Here is a 23479-nt window from a genome sequence, read left to right as displayed (position 1 = left end):
TCTCATATTCAATTGTCAAAGAACCGACATTCCCACCCCAAAAGGCTAAAACGTCACAAAACCCAAGAGCCAAACCGTAACCCGGCCCCAATCAGCATCTGCCAATCTTTTTAGGTTTTCACCGAAACGAAGAAGTCCGTCGCTAGCAGCGCCGCCGCCCTCGTTCAGTGAGCGGGTTATAGATCCGAGGCCCAGTTCAAGTCAACAGGGGTCGTCGCAAAAACTTCAAGAAAACGTTAAGATGTTGTTTCTGATGGATAATATCGGGAAACCACGAAACTTGGCATATCTCGGTGTGCTCATGTTACCGGTTCACGCGCTGCGGTGAAGCGATTGACCGGCATGGAGAGACCAAGGTTCTCTCGCAGCGTCTTTCCTTCGTACTCGTCACGGAAGAGACCGCGGCGGCGCAGTTCCGGGAGCACCAGTTTGACGAAATCATCGAGGCTGGACGGCAGGGTCGGGAACATCAGGATAAAGCCGTCGGCTGCCCGGGTCTCGAACCATTCCTCCATGAAGTCGGCAATCTGGGTGGGCGTCCCGGTGATACCATTGCCGGTGTGCTTTTCCGCATAGTGACGGATCAGCTCGCCGACCGTCCGGCCGCTTTTGACGAAATCCACAAGCTCGTCGAACAGCGCCCGCGAACCGCGCGGCGTCTCGGGCAGACGGTCCATGGGGAACGGCTGGTCGAGAGGAACGCCTGCGAGATCCGCCTCAAGAAATTCCGACAGCATCAGCCGACCGACATCGGGATGCAGCTTGTCGATCATGAAATCGACCTTGGCCTGCGCTTCGGCTTCGGTCTCTCCGACGTTGATGACAATGCCCGGCATGATCTTGAGATCGTCAGGATCCCGACCGTAGGCGGGCATGCGATCCTTGACGTTCTTATAGAAGGCCCGGTTGCGATCGATGTTGGAGGCGAGACTGAAGACGATCTCCGAGGTGCGCGCGGCAAGATCCATGCCGGGCTCCGACCCGCCGGCCTGAGCAATCACCGGGCGGCCCTGGGGCGAACGTGCGATGTTGAGGGGACCCCGGACCTGGAAATGCTTGCCCACATGGTTGAGCGTATGCAGCTTATCCTTGTCGTAATAGATCCCGGTCTCGCGATCGAGCTTGAGCGCGTCGGCCTCGAAACTGTCCCACAGACCGAAAACGACATCGACGAATTCCGCACCCCGCTCGTAGCGCAGGGCGTGGGGATCGAGTCCGTCGCGGTTGAAGTTATAGCCCGTCTCGTTGTGATCTGATGTCACGACATTCCAGCAGGCGCGGCCGCCGCTCAAATGATCGATCGAGGCAAAGATGCGCGCGACGTTGTAGGGTTCGTAATAACTGGTCGAAACGGTCGCGACCAGACCGAGCTTTTCGGTGGAAACCGCGAGCGCCGAGAGAAGCGAAAGCGGCTCGAAACGGTTCATCTTGGTCGGCTGTCGCGCCAGGGCTGCCGGATCGCCGACAGCGGCCGCGGGAGAGTCCGCCATGAACATGAAATCGAACTTGGCCGCCTCGGACTGTTTCGCGACGTTGAGGAGATGGGCGAAATCATTGGCGCCGTTCACATCGCTATCAGGATGCAGCCATGAAGCGGGATGAAAGCCGAAGGTATAGACGAATGTGCCAAGCTTGAGTTTGTCGCGACGCGCCATGCTGTTATTTCGAACTCCCGATTGATGCCGATCGGTGCGCGGTATCGATCCGCTCTGCGCACACTTGCCCGAAGCTTAGCAGCAGCCTCCCGGTCGGCAAGAACCGACCGGTTGTTTTCGCGCAAATACCGCACGCAATCTGGGGGCAAGGGGATCAGCCCGCTCGATATCCCGGCCGACAACGGTAAAACATCGGCAAGGGTCCTGCCCGTCAGGACGGTGCGAAGGGTTGAACCGCCTGACCGCCGAACAATGTTTCCCGTGGGATTTGGAAGATGAAATACGGATTGAGGAGCGGCAGCATCGTTGCCTGTTCCAGCCGTTGCAAATGATCATCACTCAGTGTGATTGCGAGCGACGCGACGTTCTCCGTGAGTTGGGCGACTCGGCTCGCACCGATCAGAACCGAGGACACGCCGGGTCGGTTGACAACCCAGGCAAGCGCAACTTCCGCCGGGGAACGGCCGATCTCGTCTGCGACCGTCTTCACCACATCGACCACGTCGAAGTTGCGCTCGGTAAACAACATGCCCCCAAACGGATTGTCCCCGTTTAACCGGCCGTCGCTGTCTCCCTCGCTCGTCGGTGCACCGCTATCGGGCATCGCTGTGGCGCGCCCCGCATCGCCAATCTTGTCGCGACCATACTTGCCGGACAGCAAGCCGGCAGCGAGCGGGCTCCAGGGAACGAGCCCCAAGCCGAACTCGGCACCTGCCGGGATAACATCGAGCTCGACGCCTCTGTCGATGAGCGAATAACTGTACTGCAGGCCGATCGGCTTCGGAAGGCCGTGCGCTTCCGCAAGTGTTGCGATCTTGGCGACATACCAGGCCGGCGTGTTGGAAAAGCCGTAATGCAGGATCTTTCCGGCGTGCACCGCGTCCGCCAGGGTCTGCAGCACCTCCTCGGCGGGCGTCGTACGATCCCAGACATGGATCCAGTACATGTCGATATAATCGGTTTTCATCCGCCGCAGCGAACCCTCCATCCCGAGCCGGATGTTTTTCGCGCCATTCCCACCCCAGAGCGGCGTGCCCCGCGCGCGGGAAAAACCGGACTTGGTGGCGATCACCAGACGATCCCGGTTGCCTTTGTCCTTCATGAAAGTGCCGAGCATGGTTTCGCTTTCGCCGCCCGAATAGATGTCGGCGGTATCGACGAAGTTGCCGCCAGCGTCGGTATAGGTATCGAACAAATCACGCGACGTCTTTTCACCGGCGCCCCACCGACCGGCGCCGAACGTCATCGTTCCGAGCGCGAGCGGGCTGACGATCAGTCCGGATTTGCCGAGTGTGCGGTAATGCGTGAGATCCATGCGTCTTCTCCATGCTGGTGATGACGAAGAACCTAGCAACACCTGCTCCTGCCGATTAGAGGTTGCGGGCGGCATGAACTTGTGAGCAGCTTGCAGCAATGGAGCGCAACCACCTCAATGATCTCGTGGCGTTCGCGACGGTCGCACGAGAGTGCAGCTTTACCCGTGCGGCCGCGATCCTCGCCATGTCGCCATCGGCACTCAGCCATGCGATGCGCGGGTTGGAAGAGAGGCTGGGCGTTCGGCTTCTGGCGCGCACGACACGCAGCGTGTCTCCGACGGAAGCGGGCGAGCGGCTGCTTCGATCACTGAACCCGGCGCTGGCGGAGATAGAAGACGGCCTGCAGGCAATGGCTGAATGGCGCGACAACCCGTCTGGCACAGTGCGGATCACCACCTTTGCCTATGCGGCCAGGATCGTTCTCCTCCCGAAACTGCCGGGATTCCTGCTTGCAAACCCGGATGTGCGCGTGGAGGTCAACATCGATGATGGCTTGACCGACATCGTCGCGGCCGGTTTCGATGCGGGCATCCGGCTGGGAGAAACGGTCGACAAGGACATGATCGCAGTCAAGATCGGCCCGGACCTGAGGACGGTGGTCGTCGGCACGCCCTCCTATTTCGAGAGATACCCGCCTCCCCTGACACCCTATGATCTCGACCGTCATGCCTGCATCGGTTATCGGCTGAAGACATCGGGCGGCCTTCTTCCCTGGGAATTCCAGAGGGGTGACAAGGACATCAAGATCCGCACCCGCGGGCCTCTGGTCGCCAACGACGGCGATCTTCCGGCTGCAGCCGTACGAGCGGGCGCCGGACTTGGTTACATCATGGAGCATGACGTGGCGGAGGATATTGCGTCGGGCAAGCTCATCCAGGTCCTCGCCGACTGGTGCCCAAGATTTCCGGGTTTTCATCTTTATCACCCGAGCCGGCGACAATCCCCGCCGGCGTTGCGGGCGCTGATCGCTGCCTTGAAAACCAGTTGAGCGAGGCCTCCGCAATTTGCTACTGGCGCGGTCAGCAACGTGTTTTTGTGCGTACGCTTGATGACATCTCCTTTCGATCTATCTGGACCTCATGAAAATTGTCGAAAAAAGAAGCGACCGGATGAAGTTCAGGGACTGCGTGCGGTTGCTCGAGCGCCCTACGGGTCGGAACGCCATCGCCATGCAGGCTGCATTTGCGGTCGTCGATCTGGCGATCTTGGCATTCTTCCTGCTCGGCCCGTATCTTCGATCCAGCCCGTCCTATCTGATCGTCGATTACATCATCGCAGCCTGGATCGGCTTGGAGCTCATGGTCCGCGCCGTCGCAGCGCCGTCACTGCGACACTGGCTCGCAAGGCCGTTGACGTGGATCGATCTCGTCCTCCTGGTGACGCTGCTTTTCCCCGACGCGCTGTTCAACTTTGCCTTTCTTCGCGTCATGCGCCTTTGGGCCATCGGACAAAGCCCCTTGCTGAAGGAGGTTCTGCGGCGTGCGGGCTGCGTGTCCTATCTGGACGTCGTGCGCGCCGTGCTGAACTTCCTGGTGTTCCTGTTTCTGATGACCGGGTTCGTTTACACCACGTTCTTCTACAATCGTGACGGAAGCGAAGGTTTCATCGACGCGCTCTACTTCACGGTGGCAACGGTCACCACGACCGGTTTCGGAGACATCACGCTTCCGGGAACGGTCGGCAAGCTGACATCCGTCTTCACCATGATCATCGGCATCTCGCTGTTCGTCCGGCTGGCGCAGGCGATCGTCAGGCCGCACAAGGTCACGTTTCCCTGCCCGCGCTGCGCTCTGCAACGCCATGACGCAGACGCGGTGCATTGCAAGGCCTGTGGAGAGGTGTTGAACATTCCGGATGAGGGCAGTTGAGATAGTGCACTAAATCTTAACGATTTTTCACCCTGTGACACCGCCTCCCCGGCGCCTATCTCGTTGTTCGACGAAGGCGCGCCGCATGCCGCGGTTCTAGTGGGTCTTGCTCGCAGTCAAACATGCGTCAATGCCGCAATTGTCCGCAATGCGCACCCTGTTGTTTGTAATCAATGCATCCTCTTTCCATCCTTCCCCAGGACAACAGTCGTATATAAAGAAGATGATTGATGCCCAACTGTTAGAGAAGACCTGGATCAGCGAAACGGCCCTAGCGCAGCGACATCAGCAGTCGAAAAACGAGAAAGACACTCGCAATTGTGAGGGGTAAATGTGTAAATCGTCTGGAATCAAACACACCTAAGAACGCTTCACTGGCGGACTGGACAGTAAGGCCTTATGCTTTGACTGCAACGCCAACCGTCAGCTAAAGGTTACGCCATTTCGAAGAGGCGTCGGTCCGTTCTCTTAACCTTTTACAGTTAGCTGCGATGTTGAGTATGCTTATCTCATAGCCGAAATTGCCTGGACATCCGTCGTCAATCGCTGAGCACCCGAACGAGTGCGTTCGGCAGTACGCAGTCGGGCTTTCTTAACCTGAAGATCTAGTTACCACATTCCAGGTATGCTTCCACATCGATAGGCTGGAGGAAGTAAACAGAACGGGGGAGCCTCGGGCTGGGGTGAGGAAGTCGAAAGCGGCCCGCTCTTCTCTTCACTCCTGATATTTCCGCATGAAGCGGCTGTCGATGCGATGCTTCCAATTGGCCACCCAGCGGCCGGCCACGGCTATGTTCCACTTGTCGGCAATGGCCCGCCCGTCGGCGAGAGAGATCAGTGCCAGCCACTGCCGTTGCGGTTGATAAGAAAGCGGGGCTTCTCCGCAGAGGCTGCGGCGGATGTTCTCGGCCAGGACCGGTCCTTGGCGCACGGCAAACACGCCGGCCTTTGGACGGGGGCTCGGCAGAGATGCGACGTCGCCGGCAGCGAAGACATCCGGATGCGAAAGGGATCGCAGCGTATCATCCACGCGAATGAAACCGTTTTGGTCGAGGAGAAGGCCGGTCTCGCGCAAGAAGCCTGGTGCGCCGCTCGACGTCGTCCAGATGACCTGATCTGCTGCGAGCCGCCGCCCATCACGGGCGATGAGTTCAGCGTCGTGGAAAGCGACGACATCGAACGCGGGGTGATGGGCGATGGCCGCCCTTCGCAATTCCCGCTCCAACAAATGCCGCGCCCGCCGACTGCGCTCCGGAACCGGCTCCGCTGCCCGTCCGACGAGTATCATGCGGATGTCTCGTCCGGCGAACCGGCGTCTGAGCGCAAAGGCGACCTCGACGCCTGCTACCCCCTGCCCGACGACCGCGAGCGTTGAGAGCCGTCCTTCTGCGGCCAGCGCATCGAGCCGGGCAAGGCGATCGGCAAAGCTTGCGATCGGCTTTACGGAGATGCCAGCCGATATGCCTTCGGGCAGTATAGGGGTGGAGCCTATATCGATCGAGAGCAGGCCGTAGGCGAGGCTTTGGCCGCTTGCAAGAAAGACGACGCGGCGTTCCGGGTCGATAGCGGTCGCCGCGGTTTCAGCAAAGGTGACGCCAGATCGCGCGCACAAGGTCGCCAGATCGATGTGGAAATCGTCGAAACCATATTCCCCCGAAATATGGCCCGGAAGCATGCCGGAATAGGGCGCATAGCGAGCCGGCGAAACCAGCGTGATCTGCGCACCGAGACCCATCTGCCCAAGAAGGCGCACCACCTCGACATGGGCGTGGCCACCACCGAGAAGCACGACCGGGATTTTCCCGCTCGCGTCAGTCATGAGCCGCTCCCTTTACTCCGATACGATGAACGGCACCGCGAGCGGCCTCGGCATCTGCCTCGTCATGGGTGACGAGAATGACCGGCAGGCCGGCGGTCCTTGCGCGCTCGAACACGAGGGTTCGCATATGGGCGCGCAGCTCCATGTCGAGCTTGGAGAAGGGTTCGTCGAGAAGCAGCAATCTGGGCCGGGAGACGAGAACGCGGGCAAGCGCCACCCGGCCTTTTTGTCCGCCGGAGAGCGTGGCCGGGTCCCGGTCCGCAAAATCTGCAAGGTTCATGTCGGCGAGAATGTCTGCCGCGATCTGCCGGCGTTGGCGGCGATCTCGCACATCTGCCGGAATGGCGAAGGCGACATTGGCGCCAACAGACATATGCGGGAAGAGCAGCGGGTCCTGGAACAGGATCCCGGCGCGACGGGCTTGCGGCTCCAGCGACAGGAGATCGACACCATCGACAAAGACGGTCCCTTTGGCGTCGAATACAGGATCGAGGAACCCGCCGATGAAGGACAGCAAGGTGGATTTGCCCGATCCCGACGGTCCCATGACGGTGACGACGGAACCGGGAGGAACGTCCGCGGTCAGCGCGATCAGGCTGACGTCACCCAGACGGATCAGCACGTTCGAAAGGGAGAGGCCGTTGGTCGGCTGTCGCTGGACTATCATCAGACCCTCATCTCCCGGCGGTTGCGGTGGAGCGCTGCGGGGATCAGCGCAGAGAGCGCGAAGGCGAGAAAAGGCAAGACAGTCTGCAGCAGGGCATAGACTCCGATGACACGGCGGTTGTTGCCGGAGGCTAGAGCGACGGCCTCCGTGGTGATGGTCGAGAGCCGCCCCTCCCCGATCAGGAGGGTTGGCAGATACTGCCCAACCGAGACGGCAAAGCCAAGGGCAAGCGCTGTCAGGATCGGACGGACCAGCATGGGCAGGCGGATCGACACGAGCACCGACAGCCGTGACCGGCCGAGTGCTGTCGCAATGATCTCGTAGCGACGGTCGAGCGCGCGCCAGGGATCGGCGAGCGAGAGAAAGACATAAGGCAGCACAAAGACCAGGTGCACGAGCACGAGGGCTGTCAGCCTGTAATCGCCGCCACCACTACCGATGAAAAGAAGCTGCAGGCCGAAAACGAACGTGATCTGCGGCACGATCAGCGGCAGGTAGAGCATCAACAGCGCCTTCTGGCTCACGCTGCGTCCCGTCTGAATCTCCCGCTCCAGGCAGCCGATGGTCAGCAGGATGGCCAGCAGCGTCGAGGCGAGACCTGTCACCAGTGTCGTTACGAGTGGATCGCCAATGCGCGGCAGGGCACTCATCCAGCTCCTCAGCGTAAAACTCTGCGGCAGGATATCGGGAAACTGCCAAAGACCGGCGAGAGACCAGATGGCCAGAATGGCGAGGCCTGCGAAGACGGCTCCGCCGATCAGGCCGACGACCAGGATCGACGCGCGGCGCAGCAACTGGTCGCGAACGAACCGCCATCCCCTGTCCCGCGATGCGCGGAGCAGGACCGCAGCGACCCGCTCCAGCATCAACCACAAGAGCAATCCTGCCAGGGTGACGCCCAGTTGCAGGACGGCACCGGCCGAGGCGAAGAAACGCACGGACAGATCCGGATCGTTCATCCACTGGACGAGCCGGGTCGCGAGCGTGCCGGGCAGGTTGGGACCAAGGATCAGCGCCACATCCACGACCGAGGACGAGTAGGCGATGACGGCATAGACGGCAAAACGGATCTGCCGGTAAAGCGACGGCCAGAGCAGGTAGACGAAGCCCGCAATACGCCCATAACCGAAGGAGGCTGCAAGCCTTCGCGCAGCGGAAAGCTCCACCTGCGGCAGGGCCGCCAACGTGACCAGAAACAGGAACGGTGTTTCCTTGATCACGAGGCCCGCGATCATCGTCAGCCCCATCGGGTCATGCGGGATAAGAATGTCCGGCGGCCGATCAATGCCAAAGAGAGGCGCGACGAGGCGAATAAGGAAACCCGATGGCGCGATCAGGAAGGCGAGCCCGAAAGCGGCCGCCGCATGGGGCACGGCCAGGAGAGGCGACAGCAGATGCTGCAGGCGTGACAGCGTCGGTGTGCCGGCGTAACTCGCAACGAAGATCAGCGTGATGCCGAGAGAAATCAGGGTGGCGGCGAGGCCGGTTGCTACACTCAAGACTGCCGCTGTTGGCAGACCCGGTGTCGCCGCAAGATCTCGAAAGGGTTGCAGGCTGAGGTCATGTCCGCCGAGTGCGGGCAGATAGCCGAAGGCCGGCAGCAACGTGCCGAGGAGCCCGAAAGTGATCGGCAGGACCAGAAGGCTAAGCGTGACGGCAACCGCACTCCTCGGAAGAAGTGCGGTCATTCCGTTCAAAAAGGAGCGATCGGTCGCCTGGGCTGTCACAGCTCAGTTTCCGCTGGCGTAGCGCCGGCGCCATTCGACCTCGATGCGCTCCATCCAGCTCGCATGCGGCTCGGCAATCACGGGGCCGAGCTTGTCCGGCGCAAGGGTGGCTGCGCCGAGGTCGAGCGCTTTGAAGGCGGCACGATCCGGCTCCGGCAGTTTTGACATGGCGAGAACGGTCGGATCACCCCAATAGGTCGGGTCCTGCTTGCGAAGCTGCGCTTCAGGCGAGATGAGGAAGTTCGCCGTCACCAGCGCCCCCTCCTTCGCATTGGCATTGTAGGGAATGGCGACGAAATGAGTGTTGCCGAGCGTGCCTTTGGAGAAGGTGAAGGAGCGCACGGTCTGGGGCAGTTCGCCGGCCTTGATCCCGGCAGAGGCTTCCGACGGATTGAAGGCGAAGATGATGTCCAGTTCGCCGTCGGCCAGCTTCTGTTTCATATCCGAATAGTTCTGCGGGAATGTCTTGCCCGAACGCCAGGCTGCCGGATGCAACTGGTCGAGATAGGCAAAGAGCGGCTCGACATCAGCGTTAAAAGTCTCTTCGCTGACCGGCTTCGCCAGTTTGGAGGGGTCGGCGATCACCTCGCTCAAAACCTGTTTCAGAAAGGACGAGCCTGTAAAATCCGGTGGGGCCGGATAGGAAAACCGGCCTGGGTTCTTCTTCGCCCAATCGAGAAGCGCAGTCGCGTTGTCCGGCATGGCGAAGGCTTCGGTGCGCGCGCTGTCATGGAAGAAAACCATCTTCGCGCCACCCCAGGGGCTTTCAAGGCCCTCTGTCGGCTCGGTGAAATCTGTGAGGATGGTCGGCTGGTTTTCGACATCGACATAGGCCCAGTTGGGCAGCGAGCTTGCCCAGCCGGGGGTGAGGAGCAGCCCTTGCTGCTTCATCGAGACGAAGTTTTCGCCGTTGATCCAGATGAGATCGACCGAGCCGCCGTCATTCTTGCCGGCGGCTTTCTCGGCGATCACCTTGGCGACCGCACTTGCGGTATCCTCAAGCTTCACCTGTACCACGCTCACCCCGTAGCGTGACTGCATCTCGGCGCCTACCCATTCGAAATAGGCGTTGATGTTTTCCGATCCGCCCCAGGCGTTGAAATAGACCGTCTGGCCGGTTGCGGCCTTCTCGACGACTGCCCAATCGGAAAGCTCGGGCCCGGCGGCTTTCGCCGGAAAGCTACTTGTGGCTGCCATCAAAGCGGCGGCGAAAATTCCTGTCATCAATCGCATGATGTGCCCTACTCCCTGAAAGTCGACCGCCTGACGCTGACGCGCTGCGGCTCCTGTTTGAATTACGTCTTCGAGATGCGCCGGGTTTCATGCTTTCTTGCCGGGCCCCATTTTCCGTCGCGCGAGCGCGGCCGCAATCTCCTCGCTTGGTGCCGGATCATGCAGGGCGCCCGCCATTGCAGTCAGATCATGGGTGATGCGCATCTGTTCGACGAAGGCCCGGCATCCCCGGCAAATCGCCAGATGGAGCCTGATGTTGAGCCGCGGCCAGAAGCCGAGATCGCCGTCGATCAGAAGGCTGGCGCGCTCGACCACTTCACTGCATCGAAACATGGCTCAGCCCTCCTCGGATGTGGTGAAGTGAACGCTCATTGCGAACTCCTGCGCTTGGCGATCTGTCGCACGAGCGTCGGGATCAGCGCCACCAGCGCCAGCGCGAAGAAGGCGAGCGTGATATCGCGCGTCACGAGATCCGAAATCTGCGCTTGCCTTCCGCTCGCCTGCGCGGCGACCAGCACACTGTCAACTCCCTGGCCGAGATAGGCATAGGCGAAAGTGCCTGGCAGGATGCCGAAGAACGTGGAGGCTATGAAACGCCCGAGGCTGATGTCGAACAGGGCGGCCGCGATATTGACGACGAAGAAGGGAAAGACCGGAGCGAGACGGATGACGAAGAGATAGCCGAAGGCATTCTCCCGGAAACCGTCCGCCATCTTCTTGATGACGCCATCAACCCGGTGGCGCAGAAAATTGCCGAAGGCCGAGCGCGTGGCGAGGAACAGGATCGCCGCACCGACCGTGGCACCAACGGCCACCAGCGCCCCCCCGATCATCCAGCCGAAGAGGAAACCACCGAAGATGGTCAGCACGGACGCTGCCGGAAACGAGAAGGCGACGGCCGCGATATAGACGAGCAGGAAGATCACGGCCGACCAGAGGACATTGGTGTCGACGTAACTCCTCAAAGCCTGCCGTTGTTCGGCAAGAAATCCGAGGCTGAGATAGTCCTGCAGGCCGAAGGCATAGCCAAGTGCGAGGCCGGCGATGACGAGGACCAAGGGCGTATAACGCCACATGCTACCTTTGCCGACAGCGCCCTTCGAGGTGGTGGGCTCGTCATCCGGCGGCGCGCCATGTTGTGGGGAACGGCTGTCAATCATGGCGGTTTCCGTGAAGCTGCGGCATGCCTTGTGGGATCGGATGTACCGGCGCGACAGATCCCTCGTGGTCACTATGGCTTGATAGGATCGAATGCGGCTGGACTTTGAAGGCGATTGTTTTGCTAATGACGCCTGAGCTGAGGCTGGGGGCAGCATGGCGCAGGTTGATGGTGATGATCGGGCTCTGGCGCTGCGTCTCGTCGATGGGGATGCGGTAGCGTTCGAGTTGCTCTATCGCCGGCACAATGCCGCGATGATCCGTCTTTGCAACGGCATCGTCCGCTCGCGTGTCATCGCGGAAGACGTCGCGCAGGACACCTGGGTCACAGTGCTCGACCGCATCGATCTCTTCGAAGGGCGCGGATCGCTTGCAAGCTGGATCTACACTATCCTGATCAACAAGGCGCGCAGCCGCGCCAGACGCGAAGGCCGCACGGTGTCCTTCGACGATTTTGGTGTCGACGGCACCCTCAACGACGCGTTCGACGGGCGCGGCCACTGGCGCATCATGCCCGCACTTTGGGAAAATCTGACGCCGGAACGCCATGTCGAGGGTCGAAGCATTCTGCAGCATGTGGAAGCCGTCATCGAAACTCTGCCGCAGGCGCAACGCGCAGTGCTGATCCTTCGTGGCCAGCAGGAGCTTGATCCGGCGGAGGTCTGCACCCTTCTCGACATTTCCGAGGGCAATATGCGCGTACTTCTGCACCGGGCGCGGCTGACGGTGCGGAACGCGCTTGACCGGCTCAATGCGGATCCCTGAGAGGGACACGGCGTCGCTCATTGATCATCTCCGGAAAAGGCGACCCAGCCCTGGCGCCAGCGGATGACGGTCGTCACCCCGCAAAGCGCGGCAAATCCATAGGCAATCAGCGGGAAATGCCAAGGCAAGAGGCACATGGCGATGAAGACCGCGATCGTCTCGAAGCCTTCGGCGAGACCGCCAGCGTAGTAGATGCCCTTGGTGGGAAATTCCGGGGCCTCGCGGCCGCGTTTCGCCGCAACCGCCGAAAAGGCGAGGAAGGACGAGCCTGTGCCGACGAAGGACACGATCAGCACCGCTGCGGGCAGCGCATTGATCTCGGGCACCGCAACCGCGAAACCGAGCGGGATCAGCGCGTAGAAGACCATGTCGAGCGCGATGTCGAGATACGCGCCACGATCCGTCGGACCATGCAGGCGGGCAACCGCACCATCGAGCCCGTCCAGCGCCCGGTTCACAAGGATCAGCAGAAGCGCCACCCAAAAGTAGCCGAGGCAGAGAGCGGCGAAGGCGCCGAGCCCGCCCCCGAAACCAACGAGGCTGATCTGATCTGCACGAACCCCACGATGGGCCAGAAATGCAGCGACGGGCTGCAGTACTGCCTTCTGCAGCGGCAGGATCTTGGCGTCGATCATCCGCGCCTCCAGGTCTGGAAGCGTTCAAGCAGCGAGAGCAGAAACCCGTTGATGTGATTGCGGCGCCACTGGCCTGCCACCATCTTGTTGGCCTCTGCCAGCGTCGGGTAGATATGGATCGTGCCGAGGATCTTGCCGAGCCCATGGCCATGTTTCATGGCGAAGACGAATTCTGCAAGCAAGTCGCCGGCGTGCTCGCCGACAATGGTTGCACCCAGGATCTTGTCCTTGCCCGGCACGGTCAGCACCTTGACGAAGCCGCGGGCGGATCCATCAGCGATCGCGCGATCGAGATCGTCCAAGCCAAAACGCGTCACCTCATGCGGAATATTCTTCTGCCTGGCATCGTCTTCCGAAAGCCCGACACGCGCCACTTCCGGATCGGTGAAGGTCGCCCACGGAATGACCGAGTAATCGGCCTTGAAGCGCTTGAGATCACCGAACAGCGCATTGATCGCCGCAAACCAGGCCTGATGCCCGGCGACATGGGTGAACTGGTAGGGCCCTGCAACATCGCCTGCCGCCAGGATGTTCGGATGAAGGGTCTGGAGGTATTCGTTGGTCTCGACCACACGATCGACCTTGATGCCCAGATCTTCGAGCCCGAAGCCCTTCAGCCTCGGGGCGCGTCCGACCGCGACGATGATCTCGTCAAAGCCGATGCGGAACTTGGCCCCGTCCTTCTCGACCTCGATCCATTTTTCACCGGCATCCGCGCCACAGGCGACCGCCTTGTGGCTGGTCAGCACATTGACGCCGTCCGCCTTCATCGAGGCTTCGACGACCCTGGCCGCATCATCATCCTCACGCATCATCAGCCGTGGTGCCATCTGGATCTGCGTGACCTCGGAGCCAAGTCGAGCAAAACTCTGAGCCAGCTCGCAGCCGATCGGCCCTCCGCCCAAAACGACGAGCCTCTGCGGCACAGAAGGGCGATCGCGGAGCCGCTCCCACATGGTATCGGATGTGAGATAGCCAATTTCGGCGAGGCCCGGTATCGGGGGCACAAAGGCCTGGGCGCCGGTCGCAATGATGATCGCGCGCGTCGTCAGACGCTGCATGCCGCCTCCGTTCAGGGCAATCTCCACCGTCCAGGGATCGATCAGCTTTGCGTAGCCTTGCAGGACGTCGACGCCCAGCCCCGTATAGCGTTCGACGCTGTCATGCGGCTCGATTTCGGCGATCACCTTGTGGATCCGCTCCATCACCGCAGAGAAAGGCACCTTCGGCTCGACCGGCTCCAGGCCATAATGGTCCGCATGGCGCATCTGGTGCGCCACCTTTGCGCTCTTGATCAGGGCCTTCGAGGGGACGCAGCCATAGTTCAGGCAATCGCCGCCCATCTTGTTCGCCTCGACCAGCGTCACCTTCGCCTTGGCGCCGGCAGCGATATAGGCCGACACCAGCCCAGCGGATCCGGCGCCAATGACCACTAGGTTGCGATCGAAACGCTTCGGCCGCGTCCAGGTGGATCGGGAAAAGCCCTCGTTCTGGTCCATAGATTTCGTCTTTCCACCCGCAATATACGTTGCTTCAGGAAGACGCGCAGGAATCCACATTGTTACAAGGCTGCATCAAGATTTTCTGCAAGGATTGGATTTTCCCTTCAGAACAGCGCTATCGCGCGATGCTGGTTTCGCTCGTCACGCTTGAACAACCGCAGCTACAACCCCCCAACCACCTCTGCCGCGGCTTTTACGCGCTCGAAATCCGCCGGCAAAGTCAGTCCATGTTTGGCCCGCTCAAGGGCCTCCCTCGAGTGGCGTATGGCATTTTCGCGATAGCGATCATGTTCAAACGTCGCGAGAATTCGCAGCACTTTCTGCAATCTCAGCCCGACTTCGACAACGCCGGCGCCGTCCCGCGCGATCGGTGTGAAGAGATCATCAAACAGTTCGTCAAGGCTGATCGCCGGCACGTAGACATTTGGATACGGCACTTCATGCTCATCCTCCCCTGTCGTTTCGTTCCAGACAGCCAGAACGCGCACTGTCCGCGTGAGAACATCGATCGCGGTACCGGGATCGTTGGTCGCCGCCGAAAGGGCGCGAGACGCAATCTCCGACAGAACTGCAGCGCCAAATCGCGGGTCCTGATCATAGGACCTGGTATCGCCCACCGTGAAACAGCGGGAGATTGCCGTTGTCTCCTCGGCGTCATCGGCGCCGTCGATCCACGCAACCGGCGTCGACGGATCAACAAACTGACCCGGAATCATGTGAATGTATATCTGCGCTTTCGCGTCGGTTGCGATGCCGGAAAGGGCGCCGGTATCAAGGTGCTGCACATACCCTATCCGATCGACAAAGACCGGTCTCGCCGTGGCCGGAATGGTCTCTGCAGCGCTTAACCGGCTTCCGCCGAGATACGGTTGCTTACGCCGGGACCGCATCGCCTCTATGGTGACATTTTCCACTCTCTCGGTCGTTTCTGTGACACGCCCGAGCCTGGAAAGGTGGTCGATCCAACGCAAGAGCGTGACGACAATCAGCACAATCACGGCAACTGTCACAACAAAGAGAACGACACGGCCGCGGTCGCCGTAGGCGCCGGTGCTCAACGCGATGATCCCGACAAGACTGAAGAGAAAGGAGCCGATGAAGGTCGCGAGCACGTTCTGCGTCGTGCTGTCCTCCATGACCAGCGTGGTCGCGCGGGGCGTGACGTTGCTGGTTGCAGCCGAATAGGCCGACACCATCGTGCTGAGAGAGAATGTCGTGACTGTCAGCATACTTGAGGCAATGATGCCCAGTATATTATCGACAGCGTCAGCGCCAATCTTCGTGGGAAGATCACCCGGAATGAACGGACTGGCGACGATGGCGACAAGTGCGGTGATAATGGCAAGGATGGAAAACAGACTTGCCCGAAACCAGATTTTCCGGACCAGTTTCGACAAAAGCCAAACCCAGCGTGACGTCATCGGTATTCTCACTCTTCTGGCTCATCGCGGGCCGTCTCTTGTCGACGTCTCAGGTGTACGCCTTTGCCTGCCAAGTTGGGATTAATGACGTCGCCCGTCAGTCTGCCGCGACACTTGGTGTCCGCTTTGGAGTTCAACCCACGTAGCGGGACCTCGGATCAAGCGTCTGCGAACAGACCGCCTTCCGCTACGATGAGCGTCGGACCTGTTATGGTAACAGGCGCACCTTGCAACGAGGCCGCCCCCCATAACAGCTATATTCCGGATGGATGTTCTGGAGCACTGTGGACCAGCTGAAACTCCGGCGAATGCACCAGGTGAAGATAGCGTTCGAACTGCGCCAGGACGTCGCTGATGAGTTGATCGCGCGACATCCCCATCACGTCATACCCGCGATTGCCGCTCGAGAAATAGGTCCGCGCCTCAAAGCGAAACTCAGGCTCTCCGGCCCGCACAGGCGTAAAACTCGCGACGCGCTGCTTTGTGGGTGTGACACCGTAGACAAAGTCACGAACATCTTGTGCGGGTGAGCGCAGGACGATCGCCCCGTCCGTGTCATCGACCACCTGCGCATGCCGTCCCCTGGAGGTCAGTTCCTGCGCGACCTGATCAAGGGCTGGACGCACATGCGTGTCGATGAAGCGACGGACATCGGCTTCGGTCGCGGTGGCCAGCATCAGGGCCAATCTCCGCTGCCAGGTCTGCCCGGATGCCGGCTGGGCAGCCGGAAGGGTGGCGCCGTTGTGCGCATCGCGCTGTGCAAGGTCCTCTCGCATGCCCAGATACAGCGAAAGGACGAGACCGAGCATGATCACGGCAAACGGCAGCGCGCTGGCGACAGTAGCAGATTGCAGCGCCGTCAGGCCACCGGCGAGCAGCAGGCACCCCGCCACGAAACCTTCCATAACGCACCAGAAAACCCGCTGTCCTGTTGTCGTGTTCGTCTCGCCGCCGGCTGCAATGGAGTCCACAACAAGCGCACCCGAATCTGCCGAGGTGATGAAGAAGATTGACACCAGCAGAACCGCGAGCGTCGAGGTAATTGCCGGCAGCGGCAGATACTCGAAGAACCGGAACAGCCCGACTGAGACGTCATTGGCGATAGCCGCGCCGAGAGCGCCGTTGGCGATGCCGGTATCGATAAACATCGCTGTATTGCCGAACACCGTCATCCAGAAGAAGGTGAACCCGGCGGGAATAAAGAGGACGGCGACGACGAATTCCCGCACGGTTCTGCCGCGGGATATGCGGGCGATGAACATGCCGACGAAGGGCGACCAGGAGATCCACCAGGCCCAGTAGAACAGGGTCCAGGCATCGACCCAGGGCGTCGGCTCATAGGCGTAGATGTTGAATGTGCGCAGGACCAGCGTGTCGAAATAAAGACCGAGGTTCTGCACGAAATCCCGAAACAACAGGCTGGTCGGACCAACCACGAGAACGAAGATCATCAACAGGATGGCAACGATAAGATTGGTTTCCGACAGGATGCGGACGCCCTTGTCGAGGCCGGTCACGACCGACACGGTCGCCATCGCGGTCACGACTGCGATCAACGGCAACTGCACAGCGATGCCGATCGGAACGCCGAGAAGATGGTTGAGACCCGCATTGATCTGCGAGACGCCGACACCGAGCGACGTGGCGATCCCAAACATCGTGCCGACAATTGCAAAGATATCCACCGCGTGACCGATCGGACCATCGATACGGTTTTTGAGAAGCGGATAGAGGCCGGAACGGATCGTCAGCGGCAGGTTGTAGCGATAGCCGAAATAGGCGAGCGACAGGCCGACAACGGCGTAGATTGCCCAGGCGTGTATCCCCCAATGGAAGAAGGTCACGGTCATTGCTTCGCGCATGGCTGCGACCGAACGCGGCTCGGCCGTCGGCGGCGCCATGAAATGCGTCATCGGTTCACCGACGGCGTAGAACATCAACCCGATCCCCATGCCGGCGGCAAACAGCATGGCGATCCACGACAGAAAGCGGAAATCGGGAACGGAATCATCCGGACCAAGCTTGAGCTGTCCAAAGCGGCCGAAACAGAGCAGCAGGACGGATGCGAGAAATATACCGACGGAAAGCAAATAGAACCAGCCGAACGCGCCGAGGATCGATGCCTGTACGGCGCCAAAAAAAGCGCCCGCTTGCCCGGGTATGGCGATGCCGACCACCAGAAACAGACCGATGACGATGACTGAGCCGTAGAAAACCGGGGGGTTGATGACAAAACTTTTCATACCGCGGATTTGTCCTCCTGCGCTCCGACTTGCGGATCATTGGGACGGACGATCCCGCCCCAATCCGGCCGCTTTTCATGGAAACTAGGCGGCGCTTTTGAAAAGTCCACAATGACGACGCAAGCCGATGCCTATCGCAAATGTCCGTTCTTCAACCATGACGGCGAGACATGATACGAGACCGAAGTTGCAATCGTGCTCCAGCTTGGCCGTCGTTACTCGCGAACAGCGTATGTCGGCCTCCGGGGAGGCGTTGAAACGCGCGGCACGGATGAATATGCTCGGAGACGAACTCGCGGCGGGTCGCGTCTGTTGACCGACGTGCGCCGACGGCACTCGAAGAGCTCTGTAACAATGGCTCCTATCGCAAACTTCGGCGGCGACATGCTTCGCGATTCAGACCTTCAAACATGTCGGAGACGGTCGATCCTCGGGACGAGGCTGATGTCTTGAAGGCGATGCTAATCGCATTGCAAGTGTGTGAAGCTTGCAAGGACGAGCCGATTAAGCGGCTAGGAAAGCGGTTGCCGTTTTCACGCAGACAGGCTTCAGCTGCGAATTCGAGATGGTAATCCTGCGTAATCCGATACTCCGGCAACCGCGCCGAACACCTCTCCGACCCCGATCAGCACAGGCTCCTCGACGCCGATCGTGCGCATGGCATCGCCAAGGCTTGCGAGCGGACCAGCCCAGCGATGTTCGTGCGTGCGGCTGACGGAGGAAACCACGACGACGGGCGTGTCAGCTGTCATCCCATTGTCCATCAATCTCTGCTCGATCTGGCCTGCCATGCGTCCGCCCATGTAGAACACCGAGGTCTGGTTGGGTTTGGCGAGCGAGGGCCAGTCGACGGTCTGGGGCAGTTCATGATCCCGCGAATGGGCCGTGACGAAACGGACCTGCTGGGCGTGGTCGCGGTTGGTGAGCGATGTCTTCAGCGACGCGGCCATGGCCGACGCTGCGGTGATGCCCGGTACCACGTCCACGGCGATGCCCTCGCTTTGCAGACGGGCGATTTCTTCGCCTGCCCGCCCGAAGATCATCGGGTCACCGGATTTAAGCCGGACAACCCGTTTGCCGTCCTTTGCGAACCGCACCATCATGTCGTTGATGTCATCCTGGCGACAGCTCTCCCGTCCGCCTCTCTTGCCAACGAGGAACCGCTTTGCCTCACGCCTCGCCAGTTCCAGCACCTCCGGCGAGACAAGATCATCGAACAGGATGACATCGGCGGCCTGCAGCGCCCGCATGGCCTTGAGCGTGAGCAGTTCGGCATCTCCCGGCCCCGCACCGACCAGTGTCACCGATCCCAAACTCGGAACCGAAGCGATCTGATCGGCGGTGGCGAGCAACCGGTCCGCGGTATCTTGCGCGGGTGGCTCGTTGGTCGACAGGCTTCGGGCAACGAAACGCTCCCAGAAAAGGCGTCGTGCAGGGCCCGGCGACAGCCGGCGGTTGACCGCCTCCCGCACCGACTGCGCAAGGCCTGCCCATTGCTTCAGCGCCGGCGGCAGCAGTGTTTCGATCCGCTGGCGGATTGCCTGGGCCAGAATCGGTGCGGCCCCATCCGTCGAGATCGACACGATCACTGGCGACCGGTTGACGATCGAGCCGAACTGGAACTGGCAATAGGCAGGCTTGTCGATCACATTGACGGGGATGCCAGCCGCGCGCGCCGCACAGTAGAAGGCCTGCGCCTCGGCTTCGGTCTCGCAGTCGGCGAGCGCCAGCGATGCCCCGGCGAAAATACCGCAATGCCAGGGATGGTCATGATGCGTCAGCCCGGTCCGCTCGACCAGCGCCTTCATCGTGTCGCCAAGCTCGGCGGTTTCGCAGTAAAGCTCCACCTCAGCACCGCAGGCTTGCAGAAGCTCTGCCTTCCAGGCGGCGCCATCCGATCCACCCGCCATGACCGCCCGCTTGCCCGAAAGGTTCCAGAAGACCGGCAGCTTGGCGAGTGCTGCGATGCGTTCGTTTCCGTCACTCTGCTGCAAGGGTTTGCGTCGCATCCAGGATCCTCCTGATTTCGGGGCGGCAGGAGCCGCAATTGGTTCCGGCATTCAAGACTAGGCCGACGGCTTCCACAGAACGGCAACCGCGATGGGCGGCGGCACTAATCTCATTGATACCGACCGAAAAACAAGAGCAGACGATCGCGCCCTTGTCCGGTCGCCCCGCTGCCGGACGGCCGGCTATGAGCATGGAACGGGTGCGGCTGTCCAGATGCCGCTCCTTCAGCTGCTCGACCGCCCATTGCCGCGATACGCTGACCGGTTCCGGTGCCACGAACAAGGCTGCCAGCAGATGCTCTCCGTCAAAGGCGAGCAGGCGGTGATCCCCGGCCTGCCGGTCGAGGTAACCGGAGAAGTCCTGGCGCTCGTCGAGCTGCAAACTGCGCCGCAACCAGTCCTCCCAGCCATCGGCGGGCGGGTCGCCTGCAAATTCCAGTCGGTAACCACCTTCGGTTCTCGCGATCGCCCAATAGGCAAACGGGAGGTCGAGCGGACGCTTCGCCGTCACCAGGAAGCCATGCGCTTGCGCCTCTTGGCGGGCAACGGAAACGCGCGCCATCTTCAAGGCAGGCTGGCCGGACACCGGATCGACGCGGGAGGGGACAAGCGTATCGACGCGTGCACTCGGCGCCGTCTCGCCGGTCCAGTGCATGGGAACGAAGACCGAACCCCGCATCTGCCGTTCAGTCAACAGGGCGCGCACGATGATCGACCTGCCGTTTTCGCCTTCGACATGCACGAGGTCGGCATCGCCGATACCGACGTTCGCCGCGTCCGCCGGATGGATCTCGCAGAAGGGCTCCGCGATATGGGCGGAGAGCCGGGCGCTCTTTCCCGTGCGCGTCATCGTATGCCAGTGATCGCGGATCCGGCCCGTATTGAGGGTGAAGGGAAAACAGGCACCCGTCTTTTCCAGCGCAGGCGTCGCGACCGGTACGAGACGAGCCCTACGATCGGCAGTGAAGAAACCACCCTCGGCGAAGAAACGGGCAAGCGTTGAACCGTCACAACGCGACGGCCACTGGAATGGCTGGAGCTCCTCATAGGCGCTGTGGCTGATTGCGGCATGGGCGCCAATATCAAAATCGCGCTCGCCCTCGTTCTCGAAGGCGGACAGGGCTGCATGCTCGGCGAAGATCTCGCCCGGAGCGCCGTAATCGAAAGCCGGGCCGAACCCCATACGCTTAGCCACCTCAGCCATCTGCCACCAGTCGGCGCGGGCCTCGCCCGGCTCAGATAGGAACGGTCTCTGCCGGGAGATCCGACGCTCAGAATTCGTCACCGTGCCGGATTTTTCGCCCCAGCCGGTGGCCGGAAGCAGGACATGGGCGAGACGGGCCGTATCGGTATCCTGCTGGATGTCCGAGACCACCACGAAGGGGCATGCCTTGAGGGCCGCCTTGACCGCATCGGCCTCGGGCATGGAGACAACCGGATTGGTCGACATGATCCAGATCGCCTTGATCCGACCGTCCGCCACCGCCTCGAACATGTCGACGGCCTTCAGGCCGGGTCTGTCGGCGATGGTGGGTGAACTCCAGAAGCGCTGCACCCGATCCCTGTGCACCGGGTTTTCGATCGCCATATGGGCTGCGAGCATGTTGGCGAGACCGCCAACTTCGCGCCCGCCCATGGCGTTTGGCTGGCCGGTCAGTGACAAGGGTCCCATTCCGGGCCGGCCGATCCGACCGGTTGCGAGATGGCAGTTGATGATGGCGTTGACCTTGTCCGTGCCGACGGCAGACTGGTTGACGCCCTGGCTGTAGCAAGTGACGACCTTCTCGGTTTGTCCGAAGAGACGGTAGAACTGACGGATGAGCATGCCGGACACGCCCGTCGCCTCCGAAAGGTCAGAGACAGAGCCAGGTGCCGCTGCCATCAACGCTTCAGGGAACCCGGATGTGTGCCTCGACACGTAGTTTTCGTCCACCGCTCCGGTCTCGGACAGATAGGTGAGCAGGCCGTTGAACAGGGCTATGTCGCCATCGGCGGCCACGGCCAGATGCAGATCGGCGATGTCGCTGGTCGCGGTTTTGCGCGGGTCGATCACCACCACCTTCATGGAAGGCCGGGCAGCCTTGGCCGCCGCCAGACGCTGGTAAAGGACAGGATGGCACCAGGCCATGTTCGAGCCGACCAAGACCACCAGATCCGCCAGCTCCAGGTCCTCATAGCAGGCCGGGACGGTATCGGCGCCGAAGGCGCGGCGATGACCGGCAACGGACGAGGCCATGCACAGGCGTGAGTTGGTGTCTATGTTGGCGGAGCCGATAAACCCCTTCATCAGCTTGTTGGCGACATAATAGTCTTCGGTCAGCATCTGCCCGGAAACATAGAAGGCGACGGCATCCGGCCCGTGCTCGGAAATTGTCCGCTGGAAGTTTGCGGCAACGAGATGGAGCGCTTCGTCCCAGCCGGCTCTTTCGCCATGCACTTGAGGGTAAAGTGCGCGACCGTCCATATCCAGCGTTTCGGCCAGCGCCGAGCCTTTCGAACAAAGCCTTCCGTAATTGGCGGGATGGTCAGGATCGCCCGTCACGCTGATCTTGCCCTCGTCGTCGACTGCGGCGATCACGCCGCAGCCGACACCGCAATAGGGGCAGGTCGTCTTGGTTACACCGGACATGGTGGCTTCCCGCATCTCACCAACTATTGTAACCGAGATATTTTCCGCTCATGCGGATCTCAATGCGGTCGCCCTTCGGATTGGCAACCTTCTCCACCACCATGTCAAAATCGATGGCACTCATGATGCCGTTACCGCATTTCTCCTGGATGAGTTCTTTCAGGGTCTCGCCGTAAACTCCAACGATCTCGTAGAGCCGGTAGATGCAGGGATCGGTAGGGATATCGCGACCCCAGACCTTGGTCGGGAACTCCGCCAGGACGACAGCACATTCCTGGGGCAGACCGAGATCGCGCACCAGAAGATCGGCCTTCACGCGTGGCAGCGCATTCATTCCAAGGCAGGCCGAGGTAACAAATACCTCGCTCATGCCGATCCCTTCGGCAATCGAGGCCCAGCTCAGGCCGGCCTGCCGCTTCTTCTCGTAGATCATCTCGGTCACGTCTGATTTTGACAGCATCATTGCCTCCTTGGGAATATGCGGGATGGGGGTGTTCACTCGGCCGCTTCCAGCCGCCTCTCCAGGAGGATGGACAATTCGCCGTCCGTGTTGCGCAGCGGCAGTGTCGCGACGGAGCCTTCGTCGGCGCCGAGTGCGCGGCCGCTCTCAAGCGAGATCACCCAGTTGTGCAAGGGGCAGGTCACGGCCTTGCCATGGACGATGCCCTGGGAGAGCGGACCGCCCTTGTGCGGGCAACGGTCCTCGATTGCAAAGACCTCGTTTTCGGCCGTGCGAAACACGGCAACCTTGCCCTGCGGCGTCTTTACGCAACGCGCCCCGCGCAGCGGAATATCGTCGATTCGACCGATCGTCATCCAGTTGCTGTTCATC

At 61.0% G+C, this 23479-nt stretch carries 19 protein-coding genes; 3 read left to right on the top strand and 16 right to left on the bottom strand.

Annotated elements, in window-relative coordinates; translation table 11 throughout:
• Nucleotides 1-299 precede the first annotated feature (299 nt).
• Both G6K99_RS14960 and G6K99_RS14955 read right to left on the bottom strand, forming a co-directional pair.
• Entirely contained in the window at nucleotides 300-1655 is a 1356-nt protein-coding gene (locus G6K99_RS14960; RefSeq protein WP_174197009.1) for an LLM class flavin-dependent oxidoreductase, read from the bottom strand.
• A gap of 211 nt (nucleotides 1656-1866) precedes the next feature.
• Entirely contained in the window at nucleotides 1867-2970 is a 1104-nt protein-coding gene (locus tag G6K99_RS14955; protein WP_174197008.1) for an aldo/keto reductase, read from the bottom strand.
• Nucleotides 2971-3068: 98 nt separating this feature from the next.
• Here G6K99_RS14955 and G6K99_RS14950 point away from each other — a divergent pair, with 98 nt between their 5' ends.
• Both G6K99_RS14950 and G6K99_RS14945 read left to right on the top strand, forming a co-directional pair.
• Entirely contained in the window at nucleotides 3069-3959 is an 891-nt protein-coding gene (locus G6K99_RS14950; protein ID WP_174197007.1) for a LysR family transcriptional regulator, read from the top strand.
• A 91-nt stretch (nucleotides 3960-4050) separates the two neighbouring features.
• A complete protein-coding gene (locus G6K99_RS14945) occupies nucleotides 4051-4839 on the top strand; it encodes a potassium channel family protein (RefSeq protein WP_062576393.1) in 789 nt (262 codons plus the stop codon).
• Nucleotides 4840-5554: 715 nt separating this feature from the next.
• On the opposite strand, the gene G6K99_RS14940 is transcribed toward G6K99_RS14945, so the two are convergent.
• The 6 genes from G6K99_RS14940 to G6K99_RS14915 all read right to left on the bottom strand — a co-directional run bounded on the left by G6K99_RS14940 (nucleotide 5555) and on the right by G6K99_RS14915 (nucleotide 11445).
• Nucleotides 5555-6658, bottom strand: a complete 1104-nt coding sequence (locus G6K99_RS14940; RefSeq protein WP_174197006.1) for an FAD-dependent oxidoreductase — start codon at nucleotides 6656-6658, stop codon at nucleotides 5555-5557.
• Nucleotides 6651-7325 (bottom strand): ATP-binding cassette domain-containing protein, encoded by a 675-nt coding sequence (locus tag G6K99_RS14935; protein ID WP_174197005.1) that lies wholly within the window; start codon nucleotides 7323-7325, stop codon nucleotides 6651-6653. Before G6K99_RS14935 ends, G6K99_RS14940 begins: the two co-directional genes overlap by 8 nt.
• Nucleotides 7325-9013: an ABC transporter permease gene (locus G6K99_RS14930; RefSeq protein WP_174197020.1), complete on the bottom strand. Its 1689-nt coding sequence runs from the start codon at nucleotides 9011-9013 to the stop codon at nucleotides 7325-7327. Before G6K99_RS14930 ends, G6K99_RS14935 begins: the two co-directional genes overlap by 1 nt.
• Before the next feature lie 42 nt (nucleotides 9014-9055).
• On the bottom strand, nucleotides 9056-10285 hold the full coding sequence (locus G6K99_RS14925) for an ABC transporter substrate-binding protein (protein ID WP_244631485.1): 1230 nt from the start codon (nucleotides 10283-10285) through the stop codon (nucleotides 9056-9058).
• A gap of 87 nt (nucleotides 10286-10372) precedes the next feature.
• Nucleotides 10373-10618 carry a zf-HC2 domain-containing protein gene (locus tag G6K99_RS14920; RefSeq protein WP_174197004.1) on the bottom strand — a complete coding sequence of 82 codons (246 nt, stop codon included), beginning with the start codon at nucleotides 10616-10618 and terminating at the stop codon, nucleotides 10373-10375.
• A 35-nt stretch (nucleotides 10619-10653) separates the two neighbouring features.
• Nucleotides 10654-11445 carry a TVP38/TMEM64 family protein gene (locus G6K99_RS14915; RefSeq protein WP_174197003.1) on the bottom strand — a complete coding sequence of 264 codons (792 nt, stop codon included), beginning with the start codon at nucleotides 11443-11445 and terminating at the stop codon, nucleotides 10654-10656.
• A 154-nt stretch (nucleotides 11446-11599) separates the two neighbouring features.
• Between G6K99_RS14915 and G6K99_RS14910 the strand changes: the two genes are divergently transcribed.
• Nucleotides 11600-12208 carry an RNA polymerase sigma factor gene (locus G6K99_RS14910; RefSeq protein WP_174197002.1) on the top strand — a complete coding sequence of 203 codons (609 nt, stop codon included), beginning with the start codon at nucleotides 11600-11602 and terminating at the stop codon, nucleotides 12206-12208.
• A 17-nt stretch (nucleotides 12209-12225) separates the two neighbouring features.
• On the opposite strand, the gene G6K99_RS14905 is transcribed toward G6K99_RS14910, so the two are convergent.
• The 8 genes from G6K99_RS14905 to nirD form a co-directional block, all read right to left on the bottom strand.
• A complete protein-coding gene (locus G6K99_RS14905; protein WP_174197001.1) occupies nucleotides 12226-12843 on the bottom strand; it encodes a CDP-alcohol phosphatidyltransferase family protein in 618 nt (205 codons plus the stop codon).
• The gene (locus G6K99_RS14900; RefSeq protein ID WP_174197000.1) at nucleotides 12840-14342 is read right to left on the bottom strand and encodes an NAD(P)/FAD-dependent oxidoreductase; all 1503 of its coding nucleotides are present in this window, start codon (nucleotides 14340-14342) and stop codon (nucleotides 12840-12842) included. The genes G6K99_RS14905 and G6K99_RS14900 overlap by 4 nt, the downstream gene beginning before the upstream one ends.
• Before the next feature lie 164 nt (nucleotides 14343-14506).
• Nucleotides 14507-15766, bottom strand: coding sequence for a DUF2254 domain-containing protein (locus G6K99_RS14895; RefSeq protein ID WP_174196999.1), 1260 nt, complete (start codon nucleotides 15764-15766; stop codon nucleotides 14507-14509).
• 254 nt (nucleotides 15767-16020) lie between these two features.
• Entirely contained in the window at nucleotides 16021-18009 is a 1989-nt protein-coding gene (locus G6K99_RS14890; RefSeq protein WP_062463266.1) for a BCCT family transporter, read from the bottom strand.
• Nucleotides 18010-18557: 548 nt separating this feature from the next.
• A complete protein-coding gene (gene cysG / locus G6K99_RS14885; protein ID WP_174196998.1) occupies nucleotides 18558-20018 on the bottom strand; it encodes a siroheme synthase CysG in 1461 nt (486 codons plus the stop codon).
• On the bottom strand, nucleotides 19990-22647 hold the full coding sequence (locus tag G6K99_RS14880; protein WP_174196997.1) for a nitrate reductase: 2658 nt from the start codon (nucleotides 22645-22647) through the stop codon (nucleotides 19990-19992). Before G6K99_RS14880 ends, cysG begins: the two co-directional genes overlap by 29 nt.
• A gap of 16 nt (nucleotides 22648-22663) precedes the next feature.
• Nucleotides 22664-23146 (bottom strand): cyanase, encoded by a 483-nt coding sequence (gene cynS, locus G6K99_RS14875; protein WP_348635233.1) that lies wholly within the window; start codon nucleotides 23144-23146, stop codon nucleotides 22664-22666.
• A complete protein-coding gene (gene nirD, locus G6K99_RS14870; protein WP_062463257.1) occupies nucleotides 23143-23478 on the bottom strand; it encodes a nitrite reductase small subunit NirD in 336 nt (111 codons plus the stop codon). Before nirD ends, cynS begins: the two co-directional genes overlap by 4 nt.
• Between the last annotated feature and the right edge of the window lies 1 nt (nucleotide 23479).

The organism is Neorhizobium sp. AL 9.2.2, assembly GCF_013317225.1.
Classification (GTDB): Bacteria; Pseudomonadota; Alphaproteobacteria; order Rhizobiales; family Rhizobiaceae; genus Neorhizobium; species Neorhizobium soli.
Note: the sequence above shows the minus strand (reverse complement) of the source record. Positions and strands in the feature narration are given on the sequence as shown.